Raw genomic sequence first — 22,910 nt, forward strand, 5'->3', positions numbered from 1 at the left:
TCACTCCCTTAAATCCGGTTAACCGCGCGCGGCGGCGATCTTGATCAGCTTGGCGTAGTAGAACCCGTCGTGGCCGCCTTCCTGGGCCAGCAACTGGCGACCATGGGGCTGCTTGATGCCGGCCTGACTGGCGATATCCAGTTCACGAGCGCTCGTTGTACGAGCGAGGAAGGCCTCGATGACTTCAGTGTTCTCGGTTGGCAGCGTGGAGCAGGTGGCGTAAAGCAGAATGCCGCCCACTTCCAGCGTTATCCACATGGCGTCCAGCAACTCACCCTGAAGCACCGCCAATGCGGCGATATCATCGGGCTGGCGGGTCAGCTTGATGTCCGGGTGACGACGGATCACACCGGTGGCCGAGCACGGTGCATCCAACAGAATGCGTTGAAACGGTTTGCCGTCCCACCAGGTCGCGGTGTCGCGGCCGTCGGCAGCGATCAGTTCAGCGCTCAGGCCCAGGCGTGCAAGGTTCTCGCGCACCCGCACCAGGCGCTTGGCTTCCAGATCCACGCCCACTACGCCGGCCAGTTCGGGTTCGGCTTCAAGAATGTGGCAGGTCTTGCCGCCCGGTGCGCAGCAGGCGTCCAGTACGCGCTGACCCGGTGCCAGATCGAGCAGATCGGCGGCCAGTTGCGCCGCCTCGTCCTGCACGCTGATCCAGCCTTCGGCGAAGCCCGGCAGGCTGCGCACGTCGGCCGCTGCGTCGAGGATGATGCCATCCTGACTGTAGACGCACGGCGTGGCGGCGATGCCGGCTTCGCTCAGCAACCCAAGGTAGGCGTCGCGCGCGTGATGGCGACGGTTGACCCGCAGAATCATCGGCGGATGCGCATTGTTTGCCGCACAAATGGCTTCCCACTGTTCGGGCCAGAAGGCCTTCAGGGATTTTTGCAACCAGCGCGGGTGAGCGGTGCGCACCACCGGGTCGTGTTCCAGTTCGGCAAGCAACGCTTCGCTTTCCCGCTGCGCGCGGCGTAAAACAGCATTCAGCAGCGCCTTGGCCCAGGGCTTTTTCAGCTTGTCGGCGCAACCGACGGTTTCGCCGATGGCGGCATGAGCCGGGACGCGGGTGTAGAGCAACTGATAGAGGCCGACCAGCAACAGCGCCTCGACATCGGCATCTGCTGCCTTGAATGGTTTCTGCAACAACTTCGCCGCCAGCGCTGACAAACGCGGCTGCCAGCGAGCGGTTCCGAACGCCAGGTCCTGGGTGAAGCCGCGATCACGGTCTTCGACCTTGTCCATTTGTGTCGGCAGAGAACTGTTGAGTGAGGCTTTTCCGTTAAGAACAGCAGCCAGTGCCTTGGCGGCGGCCAGACGTGGGTTCATTGAGCGTCCGCCGTTTGACCGAGGACGGTGCCGACGGCGAACTTCTCACGGCGGCTGTTGAATAAGTCGCTGAAGTTCAGCGCTTTGCCGCCGGGCAATTGCAGACGGGTCAGACATAGCGCCTGTTCGCCGCAGGCGACAATCAGGCCGTCCTTGCTGGCGCCGAGGATTTCACCGGGAGCCCCCTGCCCTTCAGTCAGGCTCGCAGCCAGGACTTTCAGTGCCTCACCAATGAGCGTGCTGTGGCAGATCGGCCACGGATTGAAGGCGCGGACCAGGCGTTCCAGTTCAACCGCCGGACGGCTCCAGTCGATGCGCGCTTCATCTTTGTTCAATTTGTGCGCGTAGGTGGCGAGGCTGTCGTCCTGCACTTCACCTTCCAGCGTGCTGGCAGCGAGCGCCGCAATCGCCTGGATAACGGCGGGTGGACCCATCTCGGCCAGACGGTCGTGCAAGCTGCCGCCAGTGTCTTCACCGGTGATCGGCGTAGTGACTTTAAGCAACATCGGCCCGGTATCGAGGCCGGCTTCCATGCGCATCACGGTCACGCCGCTTTCACTGTCGCCGGCTTCGACGGCGCGCTGGATCGGTGCCGCACCACGCCAGCGTGGCAGCAGGGAGGCGTGGCTGTTGATGCAACCCAGGCGCGGAATATCCAGCACCACTTGCGGCAGGATCAGACCGTAAGCGACCACCACCAGCAAGTCCGGCTTCAACGCGGCCAGTTCGGCCTGGGCGTCTTCGTTGCGCAGGCTTGGCGGTTGTAGCACCGGGATAGTGTTTTCCAGAGCCAGCTGCTTGACCGGGCTTGGCATCAATTTTTGCCCACGGCCCGCCGGACGGTCCGGCTGGGTGTAGACCGCGACAATCTCGTAAGGGCTGTCGAGCAGGGCCTTGAGGTGTTCGGCGGCGAATTCCGGGGTGCCGGCAAAGACAATGCGCAGTGGCTCAGTCATGGGAGCGATCTCTGAAAAGAAAAAGGCTTGCCGCAGCAAGCCTTTGAAAGAAGGGCATCAAGCGTTCTGGCGATGGAGCTTTTCCAGTTTCTTCTTGATTCGGTCGCGTTTGAGACTGGACAGGTAGTCGACGAACAATTTGCCGTTGAGGTGGTCGCATTCATGCTGGATGCACACGGCGAGCAGGCCTTCGGCGATCAGTTCGTAAGGCTGGCCGTCGCGGTCCAGGGCCTTGACCTTGATCTTCTGCGGGCGATCGACGTTTTCGTAGAAGCCCGGCACCGAGAGGCAACCTTCCTGATACTGTTCCATCTCGTCGGTCAGGGTTTCGAACACGGGGTTGATGAGCACCCGCGGTTCGCTGCGGTCTTCGGAGAGGTCCATGACGACGATACGTTTATGCACGTTGACCTGGGTCGCGGCGAGGCCGATGCCTGGCGCTTCATACATTGTTTCAAACATATCGTCGACCAACTGACGCACTTCGTCGTCCACTACGGCCACTGGTTTGGCGATAGTGCGCAGGCGCGAATCGGGGAATTCGAGGATGTCTAAAATGGCCATAAGCTTAATTGCTGCACGTGTGAGGTAAAGTCGGGTCGATGGCCTGGCGGGTCCGAAGATGCCGGCTACCGTTGTGAAACGTAGCTCCCTTTCACAAGCAAGCCGGGAGCGAGCCACGAGGGCTCTGGCGTTTCACGCGAACGCACATAATAAAGGGATTCACCGCATGAGGAAATCACTACTCGCCTTGCTCCTTCTGGCCTCGGCCGGTTTTGCGCACGGGCAAGTGCAACTCAGGGAAGGTTTTCCACAGCAATACACGGTTGTCACGGGGGACACACTTTGGGACATATCGGGAAAATACCTGCGTGAGCCGTGGAAATGGCCCGAGCTCTGGCAGGCCAATCCGCAGATCGAGAACCCCAATCTCATCTATCCCGGCGATACGCTGTCGCTGGTCTACATCAACGGTCAGCCGCGGCTGACCCTCAATCGCGGCGCTTCCAGGGGCACCATCAAGCTCTCGCCACGGATACGCAGCAGTCCGGTGGCCGACGCCATCCCGAGCATTCCACTGCAAGCGATCAACAGTTTTCTGCTGAGCAACCGCATCGTCGACAAGGTCGAGGACTTCGACAAGGCGCCGTATATCGTCGCAGGCGATGCCGAGCGAGTGCTCAGTGGCACCGGTGATCATATCTTCGCCCGCGGGCACTTCGACCCGGATCAGCCGGTCTACGGCATCTTCCGTCAGGGCAAGGTCTATACCGACCCCGAGAGCAAGGAGTTCCTCGGGATCAATGCCGACGATATCGGCGGTGGCGAGATTGTGGCCACCGAAGGCGACGTCGCCACCCTGGCGCTGCAACGCACTACGCAGGAAGTGCGTCTCGGGGATCGCTTGTTCAGCAGCGAGGAACGATCCATCAACTCAACCTTCATGCCCGGTTCGCCAAAAACCGAAATCAACGGCTTGATCATCGACGTGCCGCGCGGGGTTACCCAGATCGGCGCACTGGATGTGGTCACGCTGAACAAGGGCCAACGCGATGGCCTCACCGAAGGCAACGTGCTGGTGGTGATGAAAACCGGCGAAACGGTACGGGACCGGATCACCGGTCAACCGCTGAAGATTCCAGATGAACGTGCGGGTCTGCTGATGGTGTTCCGCACTTATGACAAGCTCAGCTACGGGCTGGTGCTCAACGCTTCGCGCTCGCTGGCGGTGATGGACAAGGTACGAAATCCGTAAGCAGGCTCCACAAGTTACCAACAGAGTTATCCACAGCTTGTTCCCGTTTGAACGGGCCCATAACGATCAAGGATGATCCATGTCGCTACCTGGTGTTTCACCGGTTTCCCCTGCGGAACTGGAAGCTCGATTACGTCTGCACCGTTTGCCTGAACTCGGTCCTGCTCGCTTCAAGAAACTGCTTGAGGCTTTCGGTTCGGCGTCCAAAGCCATCAGCGCGCCAGCGAGTGCCTGGCGTGCGCTTGGCCTGCCCCTCGCGTGCTCGGAGGCCAGGCGCGCCAGTGAAATTCGCGACGGCGCCAGTCACGCATTGGCCTGGCTAGAGCATCCGGGCCAGCATTTGCTGATGTGGGACCAGCCTGACTACCCGGCGTTACTCGCTGAGATCAGCGATGCGCCGCCGCTGATATTCGTCGCGGGCGATCCGGGTATTCTGGAAAAACCGCAGCTGGCGATGGTCGGCAGCCGTCGTGCTTCCCGGCCGGGCATGGACACCGCCGCCGCGTTTTCCCGTAGCCTGGCGAGTGCCGGTTTTGTCATCACCAGCGGCCTGGCGCTCGGAATTGATGCCGTTGCGCATCAGGCGGCAATGGAGGTTGGCGGGCGAACGGTCGGGGTACTTGGCACGGGACTTGAAAAGTTTTATCCACAGCGCAATCGAGGGCTCGCCGAGGCCATGATTGGCTCGGGCAGCGCGGTACTTTCGGAGTTTCCGCTGGACGCCGGCCCTACCGCCAGCAACTTCCCGCGGCGCAATCGGATCATCAGCGGTTTGTCACTCGGGGTACTGGTGGTCGAGGCGAGTGTCGCCAGCGGTTCGTTGATCACCGCGAGGCTGGCGGCAGAGCAAGGTCGAGAGGTTTATGCGATTCCCGGATCGATTCATCATCCCGGTGCCCGCGGTTGTCATCAATTGATCCGCGACGGAGCGGTGCTGGTCGAAACCATCGAACATATCCTCGAAGCCTTGCGTGGCTGGCAACGGCTGCCGTTATCCACCGAGACGCCGTCGACTGCTGCAATCCATCCACTGCTTACCCTGCTCCACGCGGCGCCCCATACCAGTGAGGCGCTGGCAGAGGCCAGCGGCTGGGCCTTGCCGAAAGTACTGGTCGCGCTGACGGAACTGGAAATGGATGGCCGTGCGGTGTGCGAAAGCGGGCGCTGGTTTGCGCGGGTGAGCTAGGTTTTATAAGGAAGAAAGGTAAACTGCGCAGAGCCTTATTCCGGAGAGTTTTTCATGGTCAACAGTTGGCGTGTGCAACAAGCCGCACGAGCCATTCGCGCAGGCGCGGTGATTGCCTATCCAACCGAAGCGGTCTGGGGCCTGGGTTGCGACCCTTGGGACGAAGAAGCGGTGGATCGTCTGCTGCTGATCAAGGGCCGGTCGGTGGAAAAGGGCCTGATTCTGGTCGCCGATAATATCCGTCAGTTCGATTTCCTGTTCGAAGACTTCCCGGAACTGTGGATGGACCGCATGGCCAGCACCTGGCCGGGGCCGAATACCTGGCTGGTGCCGCACCAGAATCTGTTGCCGCAGTGGATCACTGGCGTGCACGAGACTGTGGCGCTGCGGGTCAGCGATCACCCGCAGGTGCGGGATTTGTGCGCGTTGGTGGGGCCGCTGGTGTCGACTTCGGCCAACCCTCAGGGCCGGCCGGCGGCGCGGACGCGGATTCGTGTCGAGCAGTATTTCCGGGGGCAGGTTGATCTGGTGCTGGGTGGGAACCTCGGGGGGCGCAAGAATCCGAGCGTTATCCGAGACCTGGCGACCGGCAACGTTTTGCGCCCGGATTGAGACCGCAGCGCGGCCATTCGCGAGCAGGCTCGCTCCCACATGAGATCTTCAGCGAACACCGATTGTGTGTTCGACACCGATCCACTGTGGGAGCGAGCCTGCTCGCGAAGTGGCCCTGACAAACACCCAATATCTTATGGCAGAAGCACTGTCGAACCGGTCGTGCGTCGCGCCGACAACTCCGCCTGCGCCTTAGCCGCCTCAGCCAATGGATACTTCTGGCTGATATCCACCTTCAGCTTCCCGCTGATGATCATCTCAAACAGTTCATCCGCCATCCGCTGCAGATTTTCCGCATTGTTGGCGTAGGTCGCCAGGGTTGGCCGCGTCACATACAGCGAACCCTTCGCCGACAAGATCCCCAGGTTCACCCCGTCCACCGCGCCTGACGCATTACCGAAACTCACCACCAGGCCACGTGGAGAAACGCTGTCGAGCGAAGTCAGCCAGGTGTCCTTGCCGACGCCGTCGTACACCACCGGGACTTTTTTGCCGTCAGTCAATTCCAGTACGCGTTGTGCGACGTTTTCATGGCTGTAATCGATGGTCGCCCAAGCGCCGTTGGCCTTGGCCAGTGCGGCTTTCTCCGGTGAGCTGACCGTGCCGATCAACTTCACGCCCAAGGCCTTGGCCCATTGGCACGCCAGGGAGCCGACACCGCCGGCCGCCGCGTGGAACAAAATGGTTTCGCCGCCCTTGAGTTCGTAGGTCTGGCGCAGCAGGTACTGCACGGTCAGGCCCTTGAGCATCACGCCTGCGGCCTGTTCAAAGCTGATCGCGTCTGGCAGATGCACCAGATTGGCCTCCGGCAACACATGAACGTCGCTGTAGGCGCCCAACGGACCGCTGCCATACGCCACGCGATCACCGACCTTGAACCGGGTGACTTCACTGCCCACCGCCTCGACCACACCCGCGCCTTCGGAGCCCAGGCCCGATGGCAGGGACGGCGGCGGATAAAGACCGCTGCGATAATAGGTGTCGATGAAATTCAGGCCGATGGCCTTGTTGTTCACGCGGACCTGCTGCGGGCCGGGCTCGGCGGGTGAATACTCGACATACTCGAGGACGTCGGGGCCGCCATGGGCCCGGAACTGGATTCGCTTTGCCATCAGAACTCTCCTTAGGTCTTAGCTTCTAGAATTGTTGCGCCAAGCGCCCTATCGAACTCCCAAGCTTGATCTTCGTCAACTGCGAAGGGTGCACCTGCGATGTTATGCTACGCGCCCATTTGCGCCGGCCCCCGCTCCGATGGAGCGCCGCGTAGCTTTGCCCGATTCAAGGTGATGACATGACGACCCGCACCGAGGCCGTAAAAGCCTACCTGCTCGACCTGCAAGACCGCATTTGCGCTGCTCTGGAAGCTGAAGACGGCGGTGCGCATTTCGTCGAAGATGCCTGGGCCCGGCCTGCAGGCGGCGGCGGTCGCACCCGGGTCATCGAAAACGGCACGGTCATCGAAAAAGGCGGTGTCAACTTTTCCCACGTCTTCGGTAGCGGTCTCCCACCGTCCGCCAGCGCCCATCGACCAGAACTGGCAGGCCGTGGCTTCGAAGCCCTGGGCGTGTCGCTGGTGATTCACCCGCACAACCCGCATGTGCCGACTTCCCACGCCAACGTGCGCTTTTTCATTGCTGAAAAAGAAGGTGAAGAACCGGTCTGGTGGTTCGGTGGCGGCTTCGACCTGACGCCTTATTACGGCAATGAAGACGACTGTGTGCACTGGCACCGCGTCGCCGAGCAGGCTTGCGCGCCGTTCGGTCCAGACGTCTATTCGCGCTACAAGGCCTGGTGTGACAGCTACTTCCATATCAAGCATCGCCACGAGCCACGGGGCATCGGTGGTCTGTTCTTCGATGACTTGAACGAGTGGGACTTCGACACCAGCTTCGCCTTCATGCGCGCCATTGGTAATGCATTCATCGACGCGTACCTGCCGATCGTGCAGCGCCGAAAAAATGAAGCGTTCAGCGCGAAACAGCGCGAATTCCAGGAGTTCCGGCGTGGCCGCTACGTCGAATTCAACCTGGTCTACGACCGCGGTACGCTCTTCGGCCTGCAGTCGGGCGGGCGTACCGAGTCGATCCTGATGTCCCTGCCGCCGCAGGTTCGCTGGGCGTATGACTGGAAAGCCGAGCCGGGCAGCGAAGAAGCGCGCCTGACCGAATACTTTCTGCAAGACCGCGATTGGTTGGCCAAGGCCTGAACGAGGAACCCAGATGGATCGTTACGTCGTATTTGGTAACCCGATCGGCCACAGCAAGTCGCCGCTGATCCACCGCCTGTTTGCCGGGCAAACCGCGCAAATACTCGACTACAGCACCTTGCTGGCGCCGCTCGACGACTTTTCCGGCTGCGCCCGGGCGTTTTTCCGCGAAGGTCGCGGGGCTAATGTGACGGTGCCGTTCAAGGAAGACGCCTATCGCCTGGCGGACAGTCTGACGGAGCGGGCGCAACGGGCCGGTGCGGTGAACACCTTGAGCAAACTTGCCGATGGCAGTCTGTTGGGTGACAACACCGATGGCGCCGGACTGGTGCGGGACCTGACGATCAATGCCGGGTTCAGCCTCAAGGGCAAACGCATCCTGCTGCTGGGTGCGGGTGGCGCGGTACGCGGTGCACTGGAGCCGTTGCTGGCCGAACAGCCCGCGTCGGTGATCATCGCCAACCGCACGGTGGAAAAAGCCGAGTTGCTGGCGAAATTGTTCGCTGACCTCGGACCGGTGTCGGCCAGTGGTTTCGATTGGTTGCAGGAGCCGGTGGACCTGATTATCAATGCGACGTCCGCGAGCCTGTCAGGCGATGTGCCACCGATTGCCAGCAGTTTGATCGAGCCGGGCAAGACGGTTTGCTATGACATGATGTACGGCAAGGATCCGACTTCGTTTTGCCTCTGGGCCAGTGAGCATGGCGCCGCAGCGGCGATGGATGGCTTGGGGATGCTTGCCGAACAGGCGGCGGAAGCCTTCTTCCTGTGGCGCGGTGTGCGTCCGGATACGGCTCCAGTGCTGGCCGAACTTCGCCGCCAACTAGCGCTTTAAAAGCATCGCGGGCAAGTCGGGTCGCCGATGGCGAACGGCACCGACATCGGATCAATCCTCAAACCGGATCGGGCATTTCTCCGCGCCTTCCAGTTTTATCAACTCCTCCACCACCGGTGGTCTCGCCCCGCGCAGGGTCAGGCTGCGATCCTGTTGCAACAGCCGTCGCGCTTCCTGGTGCAGCATTTCCACGCCTGAATAGTCGATGAAGTTGATCTGCTGCGCCTCGATCACCACGCGTGCGCCGTGCATCCGTTGCAGGCGCACTTGCAGGTAATGACTGGCGCCGAAAAAGATCGACCCGCCGACTCGCAGAATGTCTTCCTCCCCGTCGCGCCAATGCTGCACCCGCGGTTGCGAAGTGCGTTTGAGGTAAAAAAACAGCGAAGCCAACACTCCGGCGTAGATCGCCGTCTGCAGTTCCAGCAGCAGCGTGGCGATACAGGTCAGCGCCATGACCAGAAACTCGGCGCGGCTGACCCGCAACAATGCGCGGATCCCGCGATGGTCCACCAGTCCCCAGGCGATCAACAGAATACTGCCAGCCATGGCCGGTATGGGGATGTGCGCAATCAGGCTCGCGCCGAAGATGGCAAACAGCGCCACCCATATCGCCGAAAAAACCCCGGCCATTGGCGAGCAGGCGCCGGCTTCGTAGCTCAGGCCGGAGCGGGTGAAAGAACCGGCTGACAGCGAGCCGGAAAAGAACGCACCCACCATGTTCGATAAACCCTGGGCGCGGACTTCCTGATTGGCATCGAGCAGTTGCTGCGAACGGGCCGACAAGGAACGGGCAATCGACAGGCTCGTCACCAGCCCGAGCATCCCGACCGCTACGGCGCTGGGCAGCAGGCGCAAGATCAGGTCCAGGTCCAGTGGCAACGGACTGAAGGGGGGCAGTCGCCCGACGAATGCGCTGACCAGCTTCACGTGAACGAACATCGAGGGCCAAAGCCCTACCAGCAATCCACTCAGGACCAGGGTGATCAAGAGCGTGGGCCAGCGCGGCAACAGTAATTTCAGGATTACCCCCACGACGACTGTGGCCAAGCCCAGTACGAGAGAAGGCCGATCTACTTCGCCGAGGTGTTTGAACACCATTAAAAAGCTGTCCAGCGCCGTCGCCTGGTTGGGCAAGTCCAGCCCCAGCAGGTTCGGCAGTTGACCGATGGCAATCACCACCGCTGCGCCGAGGGTAAAACCCAGCACCACCGAGTGCGAGACGAAATTCACCAGGGCGCCAAAACGTAGCAATCCCAGCAGCCACTGGAAAATGCCGGCGAGCAGGGTCAGTAACAGGATCAGGGTAACGTAGTCCTCTGACGCGGGAGCGGCCAGAGGGCTGACGCTGGCGTACAGGACGATGGAGATGGCCGCCGTAGGGCCGCAGATCAGATGCCAGGACGAGCCCCACAGACAGGCGATCAGCACCGGGATGATCGCGGCGTACAAGCCATACTCCGGTGGGAGGCCGGCAATCAGGGCGTAGGCGATGGATTGCGGCAAGGCGAGAATGGCACCGCTGAGGCCGACGATCAGGTCACGGCCGACGCTGGCGCGGGTCTGCCGCGGCAGCCAGGAAAGGAAGGGGAAGAGTGAATGGCGGCTGGGGAAGGCCATGGGTCCTCTCGGATGGGGTTTTTGCGTAAGGGTATCAGGGCCAGAAGTGATCGTTCCCACGCTCTGCGTGGGAATGCCGCCATGGACGCTCCGCGTCCGCTTCGGAAAGTGACGCGGAGCGTCACGGGATGCATTCCCACGCGGAGCGTGGGAATGATCAGCACTCAGAGTTTGGCTTTCACGGCCGGCAACGCATCCTTCCCATCCACGGTCTTCACCCCATCCAGCCACTTATCCAGCACCGCCGGATTGGCCTTGATCCAGGCCTTGGCCGCATTGGCATTGCTGATTTTCTTGTTCACCACCTCAGCCATGATGCTGTTCTCCATCTCCTGGGTGAAACTCAGGTTGGTGAGCAATTTGCCAACGTTCGGGCAGGCCTGTGCATAACCTTTGCGGGTCAGGGTATGGACGCTGCCGGTATCGCCGAAATACTTCTCGCCTCCCTTCAGGTAATGCATTTTCAGCTGCACGTTCATCGGGTGCGGGGTCCAGCCAAGGAAGGTCACGAACTTCTGTTTTTTCACCGCCCGGGACACTTCGGCCAGCATCGCCTGCTCGCTGGACTCGACCAGTTTCCATTGACCCATGTCGAAGTCGTTCTTCTTGATCATTTCCTGCAAGGAGATGTTGGCCGGAGCGCCCGAGCCGATGCCATAAATCTTCTTGTCGAACTTGTCGGCGTACTTGTTCAGGTCGGCAAAGTCACGCACACCCGCGTCCCAGACGTAATCCGGAACGGCGAGCGTGAATTCGGTGCCTTCGAGGTTTTTCGCCAGTTGAGTGACATCGCCCGTGGCCACGAACTTGTCGTAAAAGCCTTGTTGCGCTGGCATCCAGTTACCCAAAAACACGTCCACCTGGCCATCCTTGAGCCCGCCAAAGGTGATCGGCACCGCCAGGGTGTCGACCTTGGCCTTGTAGCCCATGCCGTCCAGCAGAAAACCGGTGATGGCGTTGGTCGCGGCAATGTCGCTCCAGCCGGGGTCGGCCATCTTCACGGTGTCGCAGCCTTGCTCGGCGAACGCCGATGCACTGCCCAGCGCCAGTAGCCCTGCCGTCAGTACTGTGGATAACCTTTGCATGGACTTCCCCTTAACATTATTGGTTTTGGCAGGGTTGTGGATAACGGGCTTTGCGCTCCAGATCATCAAGGTCGATGTGGTTGCGCATGTATTGCTGACTGGCGTCCACCAGTGGCTGGTGATCCCAGCTCTTCAGCTTGCCGATGGTCAGCGCTTCGGCGACAAAACGCCGACGTCGCTGGCTCGCGAGCACCTGTTGGTGGATCGCCGGGATGTTCCATTTGGCCCGCGATTCGGCGAGAAAATCCTCGAACAGCTTCAGATATTGGGGCGACCCGCTGAGCTCCTCCTGTTCGCGCGGGTCGTTGTGTACGTCGAAGAGTAGGCAAGGGTCATCTTCGCTGTAGATAAATTTATAAGCACCGCGACGAATCATCATCAGCGGGCTGATGGTGCCCTCAGCCATGTACTCGCCAAAGACTTCGTCGTGACCGCCCTGCCCTTGCAGGTGCGATACCAGCGAGCGACCGTCCAGTGGCAAACCTGGTTCCAGTGAACCGCCAGCCAATTCCACGAAGGTCGGCAGCAGATCGGCAGTGGATACCGCTGCGCTGACCCGGCCAGCGCCGAATTGCCCAGGGGCACTGATCAGTAGCGGTACCCGCGCAGCCATCTCGAACCAGTGCATTTTGTACCAGAGCCCACGCTCGCCGAGCATGTCACCATGGTCGCCGGAGAACACGATGATGGTGTCATCGATAAGGCCTGTATCCTCGAGAGTTTGCAGAAGTTTGCCGACATTGCTGTCGATATAGCTGCACGCACCGAAGTAGGCACGGCGCGCATCGCGGATTTTATCCACAGGCAGCGGCTTGTCCCACAGGTCGTAGACCTTCAGTAAGCGCTGGGAGTGCGGATCCAGTTCGGTTTGAGCCGGGGTTTCAGGCAACGGGATGTCGGCGTCGTCGTACATATCCCAGAACGCCTTGGGAATGGTGTACGGATCATGTGGGTGAGTCATCGAAACGGTGAGGCAGAATGGCTGATGGCCATCCTCACGTATGTGGTCGAACAGGTATTGCTGGGCCTTGAACACAACCTCTTCGTCAAAATCCAGCTGATTGGTGCGTACGCACGGCCCGGCTTGCAGCACCGAAGACATGTTGTGGAACCAGGTCGGACGCACGTCAGGTTCATCCCAGTTCACCGACCAGCCATAGTCGGCTGGGTAAATATCGCTGGTCAGGCGTTCTTCATAACCGTGCAACTGATCGGGGCCGCAGAAGTGCATCTTGCCGGACAATGCAGTGCGGTAACCGAGGCGACGCAAGTAGTGGGCATAAGTCGGTACGTCGGCGGGAAAATCGGCCGCGTTGTCGTAGGCGCCGATCTTGCTCGGTAACTGACCGCTGACCAGAGTAAACCGCGATGGCGCGCACAGCGGGCTGTTGCAATAAGCGGCGTCGAATACCACGCCTTCGGCGGCGAGGCGACTCAGGTTGGGCAATTTGATGGGCGAAGGGCCGTAGAACGGCAACATTGGCGCGGCCATCTGATCGGCCATGATGAAAAGAATATTCTTGCGCTTCATGTGATCGCGGCATTCCATAGTGAATATTTATGCGAGAGTGCTGCGATCGAGCATGGAGTCCATGCACTCTGTGGTAAAGCCCATGCGCGGCAATGACTAGGATAAGCACAGCTTATGTATGACGCCCTTGGTGATTTGTCACTGGATCTGCTACGCGCCTTCGAAGCAGCAGCCCGTCAGCGTAGCTTCACCGCCGCGGCGGTGGAGCTCGGCACCACGCAGCCAGCCATCAGCCAACAGATCAAACGGCTGGAACAACAGCTCGGCACGCGGCTGTTCGATCGAATCTATCGCGGCATTGAATTGACCGAGGCCGGGACGATACTTTTCGAGCAAGTTCAGCTTGGTTTGCAGAATATCGATGCAGGATTGAGTGCGATCAGTGCACAACATCAGCATGAGGTTTTACAAGTAGCCACCGACTTTGCCTTCGCCGCGTATTGGCTGATGCCACGCCTGCATCGATTTCACGCCGCCAACCCTAAGGTCGATGTCAGTCTTGTCACTAGCGAACGCAGCCTTAACATGCTGCGCACCGATATCGATGTTGCGGTGTTGTTCGGTGATGGTCGATTCAAACAGGGCGAGAGTCATTGGCTGTTCAGCGAAGAAGTGTTTCCGGTGTGCAGTCCGCTGCTATTGAAGGACCGTCCCCTGCCCTTGCCAGCCCAGGCTTTGCTTGAGCTCCCCTTGCTGCACCTGCGCGGCGAAAACAGCAGCAACTGGTTCGACTGGAGCGGCGTTTTTCGCGAACTGGGTATCTCGTCGGCACCCGCGCCGGGGCAATTGCGCTTCGACAACTACACCTTGTTGATCCAGGCGGCGATTGGCGGACAGGGCGTGGCGATCGGGTGGCGGCACCTTGTGGATAACTTGCTGGCGCAAGGCTTGTTGTGCCGGCCGATTGCTGAAACGGTGATTTCCAGGCTGGGTTATTACGTGGTCCTGCCACAGCGCAAACGGCGTGGGCCGTTGATTCAACAATTCGTGGACTGGTTGATGGCCGAGCAGGCCAGCAGTGCGCAATCGCTGAATGGGCTGCCTTTACCTTCGATTGCCGTGTGAAAGCGAAAAGATTGCAGCCTGCTGGATTGTGGAAAACACCAATCCCTGTAGGAGCCGGCTTGCTGGCGAAGGCATTTTCATGGGCGTTGCAAGGCTCGAGGCCGCCTTCGCTGCGGTGCGGCGATCCGACAAGCCAGCTCCTACAGGGGGAACGTATTTCAAGGTAGGAGCTGCCGCAGGCTGCGATCTGTTACGGTTCTGATGTCGCAATGAAATTCACATGCTCACCAATATGCAGGTTCAAGTGCAATTCATCGGCGATCCCCACCGCTACACGGTTCAACCGGGCCAACGGTTCGGCCAAACCCGGTTCCAGACTGCTGCTGACGTGGCTGAAATGTTCAATCGTCAACCCCGGCACCCCGCGCGGCGCATTCACCAGCGTCCAGTGCAAGGCACTGCTTTGCAGGGCCTCACGGATTTCTTCGGCGGCGTGGTGTTCCAGTTGATCCTCTATCTCCGGATCATCCAGCACTTCGAAATCGCCGACCAGAAACAGCCGGGCAATGCCCGCAGCCTGCATACCGTCGATCAGTGCATCCACTGCCAGCACCTGTTCGACGGGGCCCGGCACGATGGTTTTTTCCACGTGCTCGCTGTTGAACGGCAGACCCGGTGCATCCAACAGGCAAATGACCGCAGAGCTCCCGGCCACGCTTTGCTTCACGCGCACGGCGTCGAACAAATCACCGGTCTTGGTCCGCAAACCTGGACGCGGTGCGAGCGCCGTCAGGTCATCGAGAATCGCGATCACCTCATGTTGACGCCGTAGCATTTCAGCCATCAGCGCACTGCCCAGGCTACTCATGGCACCATAGAGCACCACTTTCACGACGGGGGTTTCGGCATTTTTCATGGCTGAGATTCCTTGTTTGCGACTTATATGGCGTGTGACCTGTGGAAAACGGTGAGGGTTCGACCGGTTTTAGAGGGATTGCAGATGCAACAGATCAAGGGTTACCACGCCCATGTGTATTTCGATGCCAGCAGCATCGATCAGGCCCGAGCCTTGTGTGAGCAAGCGGCCCGGTTATTTGCGCTAAAGATGGGGCGGGTACACGAACGACCGGTGGGTCCGCACCCGGACTGGAGCTGCCAATTGGCTTTCGAGCCGCAGTACCTGGGCGACGTGTTGCCGTGGTTGGCGCTCAATCGCAAGGGTTTGGTGGTGTTTCTGCACCCGGACACCGGTAACGACCTGCTCGACCATACCGAGCATGCGATCTGGATGGGTGCGATCCGTCCGCTGGACCTGTCTGTTTTTTGATCAGAGTGTTTCTTCTGGCTCAGACGGCAAGTGCTCGTCCAGATGCAGCCACGGTAGACGGCTGTCAGTCCAGATGTGGCGTTCGGCCGGCGCCTGTTCGGGATGATCGAGCGTGGCGATGGTCACGTCGATACTGTCCGCACTGAGCTGTGTCACCAGCGCCAGCTGCGCCCCACAGTTGCGGCAGAAGTATCGGGCGCAGGTAGACGAAGAGTCGTATCGCGCTGGCTCCCCGGTCAGCCATTGAAAGGCCGACGCGGGCACGGTGATCCAGGTGGTTGCAATCCCGCCGCTGACCCGTCGACAGATCGAACAATGACAGTGGGCGATGTCGTGCAACGCTCCGCTGAATTGATAGCGCAGTTGTCCGCAGTGGCAGCCGCCGGTATGAATTTCGGCCATGTTGTTTCCTCCTCATGTATCTGTATCGACTCCTTCGCGAGCAGGCTCGCTCCCACAGTGGATCATCAGTGGCCACAGAGCTGTGGAAGCGAGCCTGCTCACAAAGGCCCTCACTCGGTCTCCCTCCCTGCCCCGGTCCGACGACCGGTTGCACATCCGGTCAATGCTTTCATCCGCGAAAGCTGGGTGAAAGCTTGCGCGATTAGGATCGCCCCACTACCGGCAACAGACCGGTTGGCCAATGCCAGTGTTTTATCGCTCGCACAGCCCATTTAACAACAACAATGGTGATCCTGATGTCTTCTACTACTCGCCGCTTCGCCGCCACTCCACCCGTACGTCTCGTGCTTCCCGTTCTGCGCTGACCCCAACCGGTTCGCCCATTCCCTAGCCGCGCTATGCCTGGAGTATTCCCATGCTGACTTTCCTTGGCTTTGCCATGGTCATCACGTTCATGTTCCTGATCATGACCAAGCGCCTGTCCGCGCTGATCGCGTTGATCATCATCCCGATCCTGTTCGCCCTGTTCGGTGGGTTCGCGCCGAAGATCGGCCCGATGATGCTCGAAGGCATCACCAAGCTGGCGCCGACCGGCGTGATGCTGATGTTCGCCATTCTCTACTTTGCCCTGATGATCGACTCCGGCCTGTTCGACCCGGCCGTGCGCAAGATCCTCAAACTGGTCAAGGGCGACCCGCTGAAAGTGTCGGTCGGCACCGCCGTACTGGCGCTCGTGGTTTCCCTCGATGGTGACGGCGCGACCACTTATATGATCTGCGTGGCCGCCATGCTGCCGCTCTACAGCCGCATCGGCATGAGCCCGCGGATCATGGCCGGTCTGATCATCCTCGCCGGGGGCGTGATGAACATGACCCCATGGGGTGGCCCGACCGCTCGTGCGGCCAGTGCGCTGCACGTCGATCCGTCCGACATCTTTGTGCCGATGGTGCCCGCGATGTTGGCCGGCGTCGTAGCGATCCTGGCGATTGCCTACTTCTACGGTAAACGTGAACGTGCCCGTCTGGGTGAATTGCACCTGGTGGGCGATGAAATCGACCACAGCGAAATCAGCGTTTCCCAGTTTCCGGATGCCCGGCGTCCGAAGCTGATCTGGTTCAACGGCGCCCTGACGCTGGGCCTGATGTGCACCCTGGTCGCCGGCCTGTTGCCGCTGCCCGTGTTGTTCATGGTGGCCTTCAGTATCGCAATGATCGTCAACTACCCGTGCCTGCAACAGCAGAAGGACCGCATCTCGGCCCACGCCGGTAGCGTGTTGGCGGTGGTCGGGTTGATCTTTGCCGCAGGCATTTTCACCGGTATCCTCTCGGGCACCGGCATGGTCGACGCGATGTCGAAAAGCCTGTTGGCGGTTATCCCGGACTTTCTCGGCCCGTACCTGGCCGTCATCACCGCGTTGGTGAGCATGCCGTTCACGTTCTTCATGTCCAACGACGCATTTTATTATGGCGTGTTACCAGTGCTTGCCGAAGCCGCCAGTCACTACGGTATAACCGCGGTGGAAATGGCACGTGCCTCGATCGTCGGTCAGCCCGTCCACTTGCTGAGCCCGCTGGTACCATCGACTTACCTGTTGGTGGCGCTGGCCGGTATCGATTTCGGTGATCATCAGCGGTTCACCTTGAAGTGGGCAGTGCTGGTTTGCCTGTGCATACTGGTCGCCGCATTGCTGATGGGGATTTTTCCGCTGTTCAGCACTCTATAAGCCAAAGACTCACCATGACGGGTCCGGCTTCGTTTTTTGAAGTCCGGGCCCGGCCTGGTTTAACACTCGCTCAAAGGAAAACACATGGAATGGCTGACCAACCCTGAAATCTGGGTTGCCTTCTTTACCCTGACCGCCCTGGAAATCGTCCTGGGTATCGATAACATCATCATGATTTCGATCCTGGTCAGCCGCATGCCCAAGCACATGCAGCAGCGCACCCGGATTTTCGGCCTGGCTCTGGCCATGGTCACGCGGATTCTGTTGCTGCTGTCGATCACCTGGGTCATGCGCCTCACCGCCGACCTGTTCGAAATGTTCGGCCAGGGTATTTCCGGGCGTGACCTGATCCTGTTCTTCGGTGGTCTGTTCCTGCTGTGGAAGAGCTCCCAGGAGATGTACCACGCACTGGAAGGCGAGGACGAAAGCGGCGACGACCCCTCGGGCAAGGGCGGCAACTTCCTCTACACCATCATCCAGATTGCGATCATCGACATCGTGTTCTCGCTGGACTCCGTGATCACCGCGGTGGGCATGGTTTCCCACGTACCGGTCATGGTTGCAGCGATCATCGTTGCGGTACTGGTGATGATGGTTGCCTCGCGCACCATCAGCGAGTTCATCGACAAGCACCCTTCACTGAAAATGCTGGCGCTGTCGTTCCTGTTGCTGGTCGGTACCGTGTTGATTGCCGAGTCTCTGGATGTGCATCTGCCAAAAGGCTATGTCTACTTCGCCATGGCGTTCTCGCTGGCGGTGGAGGCAATCAACATCAAGATGCGCACCGCGATGACGAAAAAGCGTAAACAGCAGGATCCAGTGAAACTGCGCAAGGATGTTCCGGGTCAGTAACCCGAATGCCATGTGATGACAAAGGGGCCTTTCGGGCCCCTTTTTCTTGTCTGCATCAATCTGTTTTTATGACAGTTTTGTTTCAATCACTTCTTTAGCTATGCGATGCTGGCGCCCAGACCGTTAGCCAACTACAGCTTAAGCACAGAACGTAGAAAAACGCGCGGCACCGTCAACTTGCCCCATTGGGGCGCTACCACCACAGGGGGCCTGCATGCTCACCCTGCTCAATTTGTTATCAGCCGTTGCCTTGTTGATCTGGGGCACGCACATCGTCCGAACCGGCATCTTGCGGGTCTACGGTTCCAACTTGCGCCACGTCATCGGTCAGAATATGTCCAAGCGCTTGCTGGCATTCATCTCGGGAATAGTGGTGACGGCCATGGTCCAGAGCAGCAACGCCACCGCCATGCTCGTCACCTCCTTTGTCGGTCAGGGCTTGATGGCGCTGACCCCGGCGCTGGCGACCATGCTCGGGGCCGACGTGGGTACCGCGCTGATGGCGCGAGTGCTGACCCTGGACCTGTCGTGGCTGTCGCCGCTGCTGATCTTCCTCGGAGTGATTTTCTTCCTGTCCCGCAAACAGACCCGATTGGGGCAAATGGGCCGCGTCAGTATCGGCCTGGGGCTGATCATTCTGGCGCTGCAACTGATCGTCGAGTCTGCCGCGCCGATCACCCAGGCCCAGGGTGTGAAAGTGATCTTTGCCTCGCTGACCGGCGACATTCTGCTCGATGCCCTGGTCGGCGCGCTGTTCGCAATGATTTCCTATTCCAGCCTGGCCGCCGTCCTGCTGACGGCGACCCTGGCCGGTGCCGGCGTGATCAGCCTTCCAGTGGCCATCGGCCTGGTGATAGGCGCCAACATTGGCAGCGGCATCCTCGCCTTCCTCAGCACCAGCATGCAGAACGCGGCTGGCCGCCAAGTGGCGCTGGGTAGCCTGCTGTACAAGTTGATCGGCCTGCTGCTGATCATTCCGGTACTCGACCCCTTGGTGCACTGGATCGATAGCCTGGACTTCAGCCCCCAGGAAATGGTCATCGGCTTCCACCTGCTCTACAACACTGCCCGCTGCCTGATCCTGCTGCCCAGTGTCGGGCCGATGGCCAGGTTCTGTGCGTGGGTGCTGCCGGAGCGTCCGCAAGTCAACGGCACCGCCAAACCGCGACATCTTGACCCGACGGCGTTGGTCACTCCCAGCCTGGCGCTGGCCAACGCCGCCCGCGAAACCCTGCGCATCGGCGATCTGATCGACAACATGCTTGAAGCCATGCTCGACGTGCTGCGCGGCAAGCAAACCGCCGTCACCCAGGAAATGCGACGCCTGACCGATGATGTGGAATCGCTCTACGGCGCCATCAAGCTCTATCTGGCGCAAATGCCCCGGGAAGACCTCAGCGACCAGGACAGTCGGCGCTGGGCGGAAATCATCGAGCTGGCGATCAATCTCAAACTCGCCAGCGACCTGATTGAGCGCATGTTGCGCAAGGTCCAGCAGCAGAAAACCTCGCAGCGCCGGTCTTTTTCCGAGGTCGGGCTGGAGGAATTGGCGGGTCTGCACAGCCAGTTGATAGCCAACTTGCGCCTCGGGTTGTCGGTGTTCCTCAGTGCCGATAAGGAAAGTGCCCGCCAGTTGCTGCGTGAGAAACGTCGCTTTCGCGCACAGGAGCGCCGTTTGGCCCATGCTCACGTCAGTCGATTGCAACGTAAGATCGTGCAGAGTATCGAGACCAGTTCGCTGCACCTGGAGCTGATCGCGGACATGAAGCGTCTGAACTCGCTGTTCTGCAGCAGCGCTTATGTGGTGCTGGAGACCTCGGACACCGGCGCGCTGGCCGTCGATGATTTGGCAGACATCACGCATTCGCCTTGAACGTCTGGCAGAGTGGTCAGTCAGTAACATTGATTCAGCCTCAAGACCGTCTTCGCGATAGCGGCCTGAAGGACGAAACGGATCTCCGATTGATTGCCTGGAAGCTAGCTATGCGTTGTCTGCTGTTCGCCTGTCTGTTGCTTGGTTCATTCCCTTCGTTTGCCCTGGATCGCTTCCAGGTTGAAGGCTATACCCTGCCCAACGGCCTGCAATTGCTGCTCAAGCCCGGCACCGAGCGCGGGCATGTGGCGATTCGTCTGGTGGTCGGCGTCGGTATCGATGATTTCAGCTGTGCCGACAAGGAGTTGCCGCACCTGCTCGAGCACTTGCTGTTCAGCGGCATCGATGCCACTGGCGAAGGCGGTCTGGAGGAACGCATGCAGGCCCTGGGCGGCGAGTGGAACGCTTTTACCAGCAATGCCGACACCACATTCGTCATCGAGGCCCCGGCGAAAAACCAGCGTAAGGTCCTTGACCTGCTGTTGGCGCTGCTGACCCAGACCCGAATCGACGACAACGCGATCAACGCCGCCAAACAAGTGGTCGAACGCGAAGACGGGGGCCATTACACGCACTTGCAACGCTGGCTGGATCGCCAGGACCTGGGCCATACGGCGAGTAATCAGCTGGCCGTGGAACTGGGCCTCAAATGCCCCGAGCGGCCCGAGGTCGATTACCTGACCCGTGAACAACTGGAGACGGTGCGCAAGGCCTGGTACGCGCCCAACAACATGAGCCTGATCGTGGTGGGCGACCTCGACCGGTTGCTACCGGCCTATCTGGAACGATCTTGGGGCGCGCTTGAAGCGGTCGAGCCTACCGATCACCCTCCTCTGCCAGAAATCAAGGCCAGTGCTGCCCACGAGCGCACGCTGAGCCACGGTCTCGTCGGCGGTGGTGCCAAGTTGCACTGGCTGGTGCCGGAACCGGTGCAGGAAAATCAGCACGACCAGACCTTCGACCTGCTCAAGGACTATCTGGACTGGGCACTTTATCGTCAATTGCGCCTGGTCCACGGTTTGTCCTACGGCCCCTCGGCCGAGCGCGAGGTGTTTGGCGGAGTGGGCTTCATGAGCCTGAACGCTGATCTTGAGCGTGATGACGTGTCTGAGGCGGAACAGGTGCTGGATGATCTGAGGGTGGGGTTGCTCAAGGATGGTCTCAATGCCGACACGTTCAACCGCCTCAAACAGGCCGCCATCGCCCGCCAGGCCTGGGCCGTGCAAGGCAACAGCGCGCTGGCCGACTACTACTGGAGCGCCCTTGGGGACTACGACGACGGCCGCTTCGCCAACCCGGCCAAAGAGCTGCAGGGGGTAACGCTGGCAGAGGCGAACAAGGCCATGCGCGAATTGCTCATGCAACCGGGCTATCTGCGGATCGAAAAGCCGCTGATGAGTGATGAGCAGCTGATGTGGGCGATTGCCGGAGTGTTTGGCTTGTTGGTATTGGGTCTATTGGCTTTGCGCTTTCATCGCAGAAAGTAACTATTCCGGGTGACGAGCGGGTAACCTGTCGAGGATTTTCCAACGACTATTGCGAACCGCCGAATGCCTACCCTGACCCTTTTCGTACAGCGCATCCTGGAATTGATCAAGCGCTACCCAGGGGTGATTGCGCTCGGCGGTTTCATTTCCGGGGTCGGCAGCTTCATGCTGGTGGATCGTCAGCAGGGTCTGGCGACGTGGATCACCATCATCATGCTGATCAGCTGGATCTGGCTGATGCTGGAAAACAGCCTGACCAAGCTGTTCGCCAGGATCTTCAACCGCGAAATCCCCCGGCCGTTGCTGCGTTACGCCACACAGATGATTCACCAGGAAAGCCTGTTCTTCGTCCTGCCATTCTTTTTTATCACCACCACCTGGAACAGCGGCCAGTTATTCTTTACCGGGATGCTGTGCATTGGCGCACTGATTTCCATCATCGACCCGCTCTACTACAAATGGCTGGCACCGCGACGCTGGGCGTTCCTGGCGCTGCATACGCTGACATTGTTCGCGGCACTGCTGACCGCCCTGCCCGTCATCCTGCACCTGACCACCTCCCAGAGTTTCAAACTGGCCCTGGGCACCGCCGTCGTGCTGTCTTTCCCGAGCCTGGCGTCGATCTTCCCGATCAGAACCGTGCGCAACGCGTTGGCCATTCTGAGTATCACCGTGGGCATCGGCGGCGTTGGCTGGGTGCTGCGGTCGTGGGTGCCGCCGGCAACGCTGTGGATGACCGATGTGGCGATCAGTACGCAAATGCAGGACCGCACCCCCGGCGCCAGCCTCGATGAAGTCAGCGCCGAGCAGATTCGCGGCGGCGGTCTGTACGCCTACACCGCGATCAATGCCCCGCGAGGTCTGGACGAGCGGATTTACCACGTCTGGCAGTTCAACGGCAAAGAGGTCGACCGCATCGCCCTGGATATTCGCGGCGGGCGCAAGGAAGGCTACCGGGCCTGGACCCACAAGCAAAACTTCCCCGGCAATCCCGCGGGCAAGTGGCAGGTTCGGGTGTTGACCGAGGACGGCCAACTGATCGGGGTGCTGCGCTTCAAGATCACGGACAGCACACCGGTCAAAGAAAAGTAATGCGGTTCGCCGCACCGCGGCCCCCACAAGGGG

21 protein-coding genes are annotated in these 22,910 nt (G+C 60.1%); 12 read left to right on the forward strand and 9 right to left on the reverse strand.

Annotation, left to right across the window (positions count from 1 at the left end; all coding sequences use genetic code 11):
- Window positions 1–18 precede the first annotated feature (18 nt).
- The 3 genes from rsmB to def are packed head-to-tail and all read right to left on the reverse strand — an operon-like array spanning window position 19 to window position 2,849.
- Entirely contained in the window at window positions 19–1,329 is a 1,311-nt protein-coding gene (gene rsmB / locus ACA067_RS00075) for a 16S rRNA (cytosine(967)-C(5))-methyltransferase RsmB (RefSeq protein WP_497460096.1), read from the reverse strand.
- Window positions 1,326–2,285 (reverse strand): methionyl-tRNA formyltransferase, encoded by a 960-nt coding sequence (gene fmt, locus ACA067_RS00080; protein ID WP_497460097.1) that lies wholly within the window; start codon window positions 2,283–2,285, stop codon window positions 1,326–1,328. Before fmt ends, rsmB begins: the two co-directional genes overlap by 4 nt.
- A gap of 57 nt (window positions 2,286–2,342) precedes the next feature.
- A complete protein-coding gene (def, locus tag ACA067_RS00085) occupies window positions 2,343–2,849 on the reverse strand; it encodes a peptide deformylase (protein ID WP_497460098.1) in 507 nt (168 codons plus the stop codon).
- 166 nt (window positions 2,850–3,015) lie between these two features.
- Between def and ACA067_RS00090 the strand changes: the two genes are divergently transcribed.
- From ACA067_RS00090 to tsaC, 3 genes are all read left to right on the forward strand, one after another.
- Window positions 3,016–4,041 carry a LysM peptidoglycan-binding domain-containing protein gene (locus tag ACA067_RS00090; protein WP_497460099.1) on the forward strand — a complete coding sequence of 342 codons (1,026 nt, stop codon included), beginning with the start codon at window positions 3,016–3,018 and terminating at the stop codon, window positions 4,039–4,041.
- Window positions 4,042–4,120: 79 nt separating this feature from the next.
- The gene (dprA, locus tag ACA067_RS00095; protein WP_497460100.1) at window positions 4,121–5,227 is read left to right on the forward strand and encodes a DNA-processing protein DprA; all 1,107 of its coding nucleotides are present in this window, start codon (window positions 4,121–4,123) and stop codon (window positions 5,225–5,227) included.
- A 54-nt stretch (window positions 5,228–5,281) separates the two neighbouring features.
- Window positions 5,282–5,839: an L-threonylcarbamoyladenylate synthase type 1 TsaC gene (tsaC, locus tag ACA067_RS00100; RefSeq protein WP_497460101.1), complete on the forward strand. Its 558-nt coding sequence runs from the start codon at window positions 5,282–5,284 to the stop codon at window positions 5,837–5,839.
- Between the two features lie 134 nt (window positions 5,840–5,973).
- On the opposite strand, the gene ACA067_RS00105 is transcribed toward tsaC, so the two are convergent.
- Window positions 5,974–6,951, reverse strand: a complete 978-nt coding sequence (locus ACA067_RS00105; RefSeq protein WP_497460102.1) for an NADPH:quinone reductase — start codon at window positions 6,949–6,951, stop codon at window positions 5,974–5,976.
- A 179-nt stretch (window positions 6,952–7,130) separates the two neighbouring features.
- On the opposite strand from ACA067_RS00105, the gene hemF reads away from it, so the two are divergent.
- Both hemF and aroE read left to right on the forward strand, forming a co-directional pair.
- On the forward strand, window positions 7,131–8,045 hold the full coding sequence (gene hemF, locus ACA067_RS00110; RefSeq protein ID WP_497460103.1) for an oxygen-dependent coproporphyrinogen oxidase: 915 nt from the start codon (window positions 7,131–7,133) through the stop codon (window positions 8,043–8,045).
- 13 nt (window positions 8,046–8,058) lie between these two features.
- Window positions 8,059–8,880, forward strand: a complete 822-nt coding sequence (gene aroE / locus ACA067_RS00115; RefSeq protein WP_497460104.1) for a shikimate dehydrogenase — start codon at window positions 8,059–8,061, stop codon at window positions 8,878–8,880.
- A gap of 51 nt (window positions 8,881–8,931) precedes the next feature.
- Here the strand turns inward: aroE and ACA067_RS00120 are convergent, their stop codons facing one another.
- The 3 genes from ACA067_RS00120 to betC form a co-directional block, all read right to left on the reverse strand.
- Window positions 8,932–10,500: a SulP family inorganic anion transporter gene (locus tag ACA067_RS00120; protein WP_497460105.1), complete on the reverse strand. Its 1,569-nt coding sequence runs from the start codon at window positions 10,498–10,500 to the stop codon at window positions 8,932–8,934.
- Window positions 10,501–10,664: 164 nt separating this feature from the next.
- A complete protein-coding gene (choX, locus tag ACA067_RS00125) occupies window positions 10,665–11,585 on the reverse strand; it encodes a choline ABC transporter substrate-binding protein (protein WP_497460106.1) in 921 nt (306 codons plus the stop codon).
- A 16-nt stretch (window positions 11,586–11,601) separates the two neighbouring features.
- Window positions 11,602–13,116, reverse strand: a complete 1,515-nt coding sequence (betC, locus tag ACA067_RS00130) for a choline-sulfatase (RefSeq protein WP_497460107.1) — start codon at window positions 13,114–13,116, stop codon at window positions 11,602–11,604.
- A 114-nt stretch (window positions 13,117–13,230) separates the two neighbouring features.
- On the opposite strand from betC, the gene ACA067_RS00135 reads away from it, so the two are divergent.
- Window positions 13,231–14,181: a choline sulfate utilization transcriptional regulator gene (locus ACA067_RS00135; protein ID WP_497460108.1), complete on the forward strand. Its 951-nt coding sequence runs from the start codon at window positions 13,231–13,233 to the stop codon at window positions 14,179–14,181.
- Window positions 14,182–14,371: 190 nt separating this feature from the next.
- On the opposite strand, the gene ACA067_RS00140 is transcribed toward ACA067_RS00135, so the two are convergent.
- Window positions 14,372–15,037 (reverse strand): NAD(P)-dependent oxidoreductase, encoded by a 666-nt coding sequence (locus tag ACA067_RS00140; RefSeq protein ID WP_497460109.1) that lies wholly within the window; start codon window positions 15,035–15,037, stop codon window positions 14,372–14,374.
- 84 nt (window positions 15,038–15,121) lie between these two features.
- Between ACA067_RS00140 and ACA067_RS00145 the strand changes: the two genes are divergently transcribed.
- Window positions 15,122–15,448 (forward strand): DOPA 4,5-dioxygenase family protein, encoded by a 327-nt coding sequence (locus ACA067_RS00145; RefSeq protein ID WP_497460110.1) that lies wholly within the window; start codon window positions 15,122–15,124, stop codon window positions 15,446–15,448.
- Here the strand turns inward: ACA067_RS00145 and ACA067_RS00150 are convergent, their stop codons facing one another.
- Window positions 15,449–15,850, reverse strand: a complete 402-nt coding sequence (locus tag ACA067_RS00150; protein ID WP_497460111.1) for a GFA family protein — start codon at window positions 15,848–15,850, stop codon at window positions 15,449–15,451. It lies immediately after the preceding gene.
- Between the two features lie 415 nt (window positions 15,851–16,265).
- Between ACA067_RS00150 and ACA067_RS00155 the strand changes: the two genes are divergently transcribed.
- The 5 genes from ACA067_RS00155 (at window position 16,266) to ACA067_RS00175 (ending at window position 22,877) form a co-directional block, all read left to right on the forward strand.
- Window positions 16,266–17,573: a CitMHS family transporter gene (locus ACA067_RS00155; RefSeq protein ID WP_150799934.1), complete on the forward strand. Its 1,308-nt coding sequence runs from the start codon at window positions 16,266–16,268 to the stop codon at window positions 17,571–17,573.
- 84 nt (window positions 17,574–17,657) lie between these two features.
- Window positions 17,658–18,425: a TerC family protein gene (locus ACA067_RS00160; RefSeq protein ID WP_497460112.1), complete on the forward strand. Its 768-nt coding sequence runs from the start codon at window positions 17,658–17,660 to the stop codon at window positions 18,423–18,425.
- A gap of 214 nt (window positions 18,426–18,639) precedes the next feature.
- Window positions 18,640–20,298 (forward strand): Na/Pi cotransporter family protein, encoded by a 1,659-nt coding sequence (locus ACA067_RS00165; RefSeq protein WP_497460113.1) that lies wholly within the window; start codon window positions 18,640–18,642, stop codon window positions 20,296–20,298.
- A 110-nt stretch (window positions 20,299–20,408) separates the two neighbouring features.
- A complete protein-coding gene (locus tag ACA067_RS00170) occupies window positions 20,409–21,785 on the forward strand; it encodes a M16 family metallopeptidase (protein WP_497460114.1) in 1,377 nt (458 codons plus the stop codon).
- A 63-nt stretch (window positions 21,786–21,848) separates the two neighbouring features.
- Entirely contained in the window at window positions 21,849–22,877 is a 1,029-nt protein-coding gene (locus ACA067_RS00175) for a DUF5924 family protein (RefSeq protein ID WP_497460115.1), read from the forward strand.
- The last annotated feature ends 33 nt before the right edge of the window (window positions 22,878–22,910 follow it).

The sequence above is a fragment of the Pseudomonas sp. LBUM1674 genome (genome assembly GCF_059695635.1).

What these genes read in the sequence shown, in the direction of transcription:
- def (WP_497460098.1), bottom strand. Translation starts at nt 2,849, where the DNA reads ATGGCCATTTTAGACATCCTCGAATTCCCCGATTCGCGCCTGCGCACT.
- ACA067_RS00160 (WP_497460112.1), top strand. Translation starts at nt 17,658, where the DNA reads ATGGAATGGCTGACCAACCCTGAAATCTGGGTTGCCTTCTTTACCCTG.
- ACA067_RS00155 (WP_150799934.1), top strand. Translation starts at nt 16,266, where the DNA reads ATGCTGACTTTCCTTGGCTTTGCCATGGTCATCACGTTCATGTTCCTG.
- fmt (WP_497460097.1), bottom strand. Translation starts at nt 2,285, where the DNA reads ATGACTGAGCCACTGCGCATTGTCTTTGCCGGCACCCCGGAATTCGCC.
- tsaC (WP_497460101.1), top strand. Translation starts at nt 5,282, where the DNA reads ATGGTCAACAGTTGGCGTGTGCAACAAGCCGCACGAGCCATTCGCGCA.
- ACA067_RS00150 (WP_497460111.1), bottom strand. Translation starts at nt 15,850, where the DNA reads ATGGCCGAAATTCATACCGGCGGCTGCCACTGCGGACAACTGCGCTAT.
- ACA067_RS00165 (WP_497460113.1), top strand. Translation starts at nt 18,640, where the DNA reads ATGCTCACCCTGCTCAATTTGTTATCAGCCGTTGCCTTGTTGATCTGG.
- ACA067_RS00170 (WP_497460114.1), top strand. Translation starts at nt 20,409, where the DNA reads ATGCGTTGTCTGCTGTTCGCCTGTCTGTTGCTTGGTTCATTCCCTTCG.
- betC (WP_497460107.1), bottom strand. Translation starts at nt 13,116, where the DNA reads ATGAAGCGCAAGAATATTCTTTTCATCATGGCCGATCAGATGGCCGCG.
- hemF (WP_497460103.1), top strand. Translation starts at nt 7,131, where the DNA reads ATGACGACCCGCACCGAGGCCGTAAAAGCCTACCTGCTCGACCTGCAA.
- ACA067_RS00090 (WP_497460099.1), top strand. Translation starts at nt 3,016, where the DNA reads ATGAGGAAATCACTACTCGCCTTGCTCCTTCTGGCCTCGGCCGGTTTT.
- aroE (WP_497460104.1), top strand. Translation starts at nt 8,059, where the DNA reads ATGGATCGTTACGTCGTATTTGGTAACCCGATCGGCCACAGCAAGTCG.
- ACA067_RS00140 (WP_497460109.1), bottom strand. Translation starts at nt 15,037, where the DNA reads ATGAAAAATGCCGAAACCCCCGTCGTGAAAGTGGTGCTCTATGGTGCC.
- ACA067_RS00105 (WP_497460102.1), bottom strand. Translation starts at nt 6,951, where the DNA reads ATGGCAAAGCGAATCCAGTTCCGGGCCCATGGCGGCCCCGACGTCCTC.
- dprA (WP_497460100.1), top strand. Translation starts at nt 4,121, where the DNA reads ATGTCGCTACCTGGTGTTTCACCGGTTTCCCCTGCGGAACTGGAAGCT.
- ACA067_RS00135 (WP_497460108.1), top strand. Translation starts at nt 13,231, where the DNA reads ATGTATGACGCCCTTGGTGATTTGTCACTGGATCTGCTACGCGCCTTC.
- ACA067_RS00120 (WP_497460105.1), bottom strand. Translation starts at nt 10,500, where the DNA reads ATGGCCTTCCCCAGCCGCCATTCACTCTTCCCCTTCCTTTCCTGGCTG.
- rsmB (WP_497460096.1), bottom strand. Translation starts at nt 1,329, where the DNA reads ATGAACCCACGTCTGGCCGCCGCCAAGGCACTGGCTGCTGTTCTTAAC.
- ACA067_RS00175 (WP_497460115.1), top strand. Translation starts at nt 21,849, where the DNA reads ATGCCTACCCTGACCCTTTTCGTACAGCGCATCCTGGAATTGATCAAG.
- choX (WP_497460106.1), bottom strand. Translation starts at nt 11,585, where the DNA reads ATGCAAAGGTTATCCACAGTACTGACGGCAGGGCTACTGGCGCTGGGC.
- ACA067_RS00145 (WP_497460110.1), top strand. Translation starts at nt 15,122, where the DNA reads ATGCAACAGATCAAGGGTTACCACGCCCATGTGTATTTCGATGCCAGC.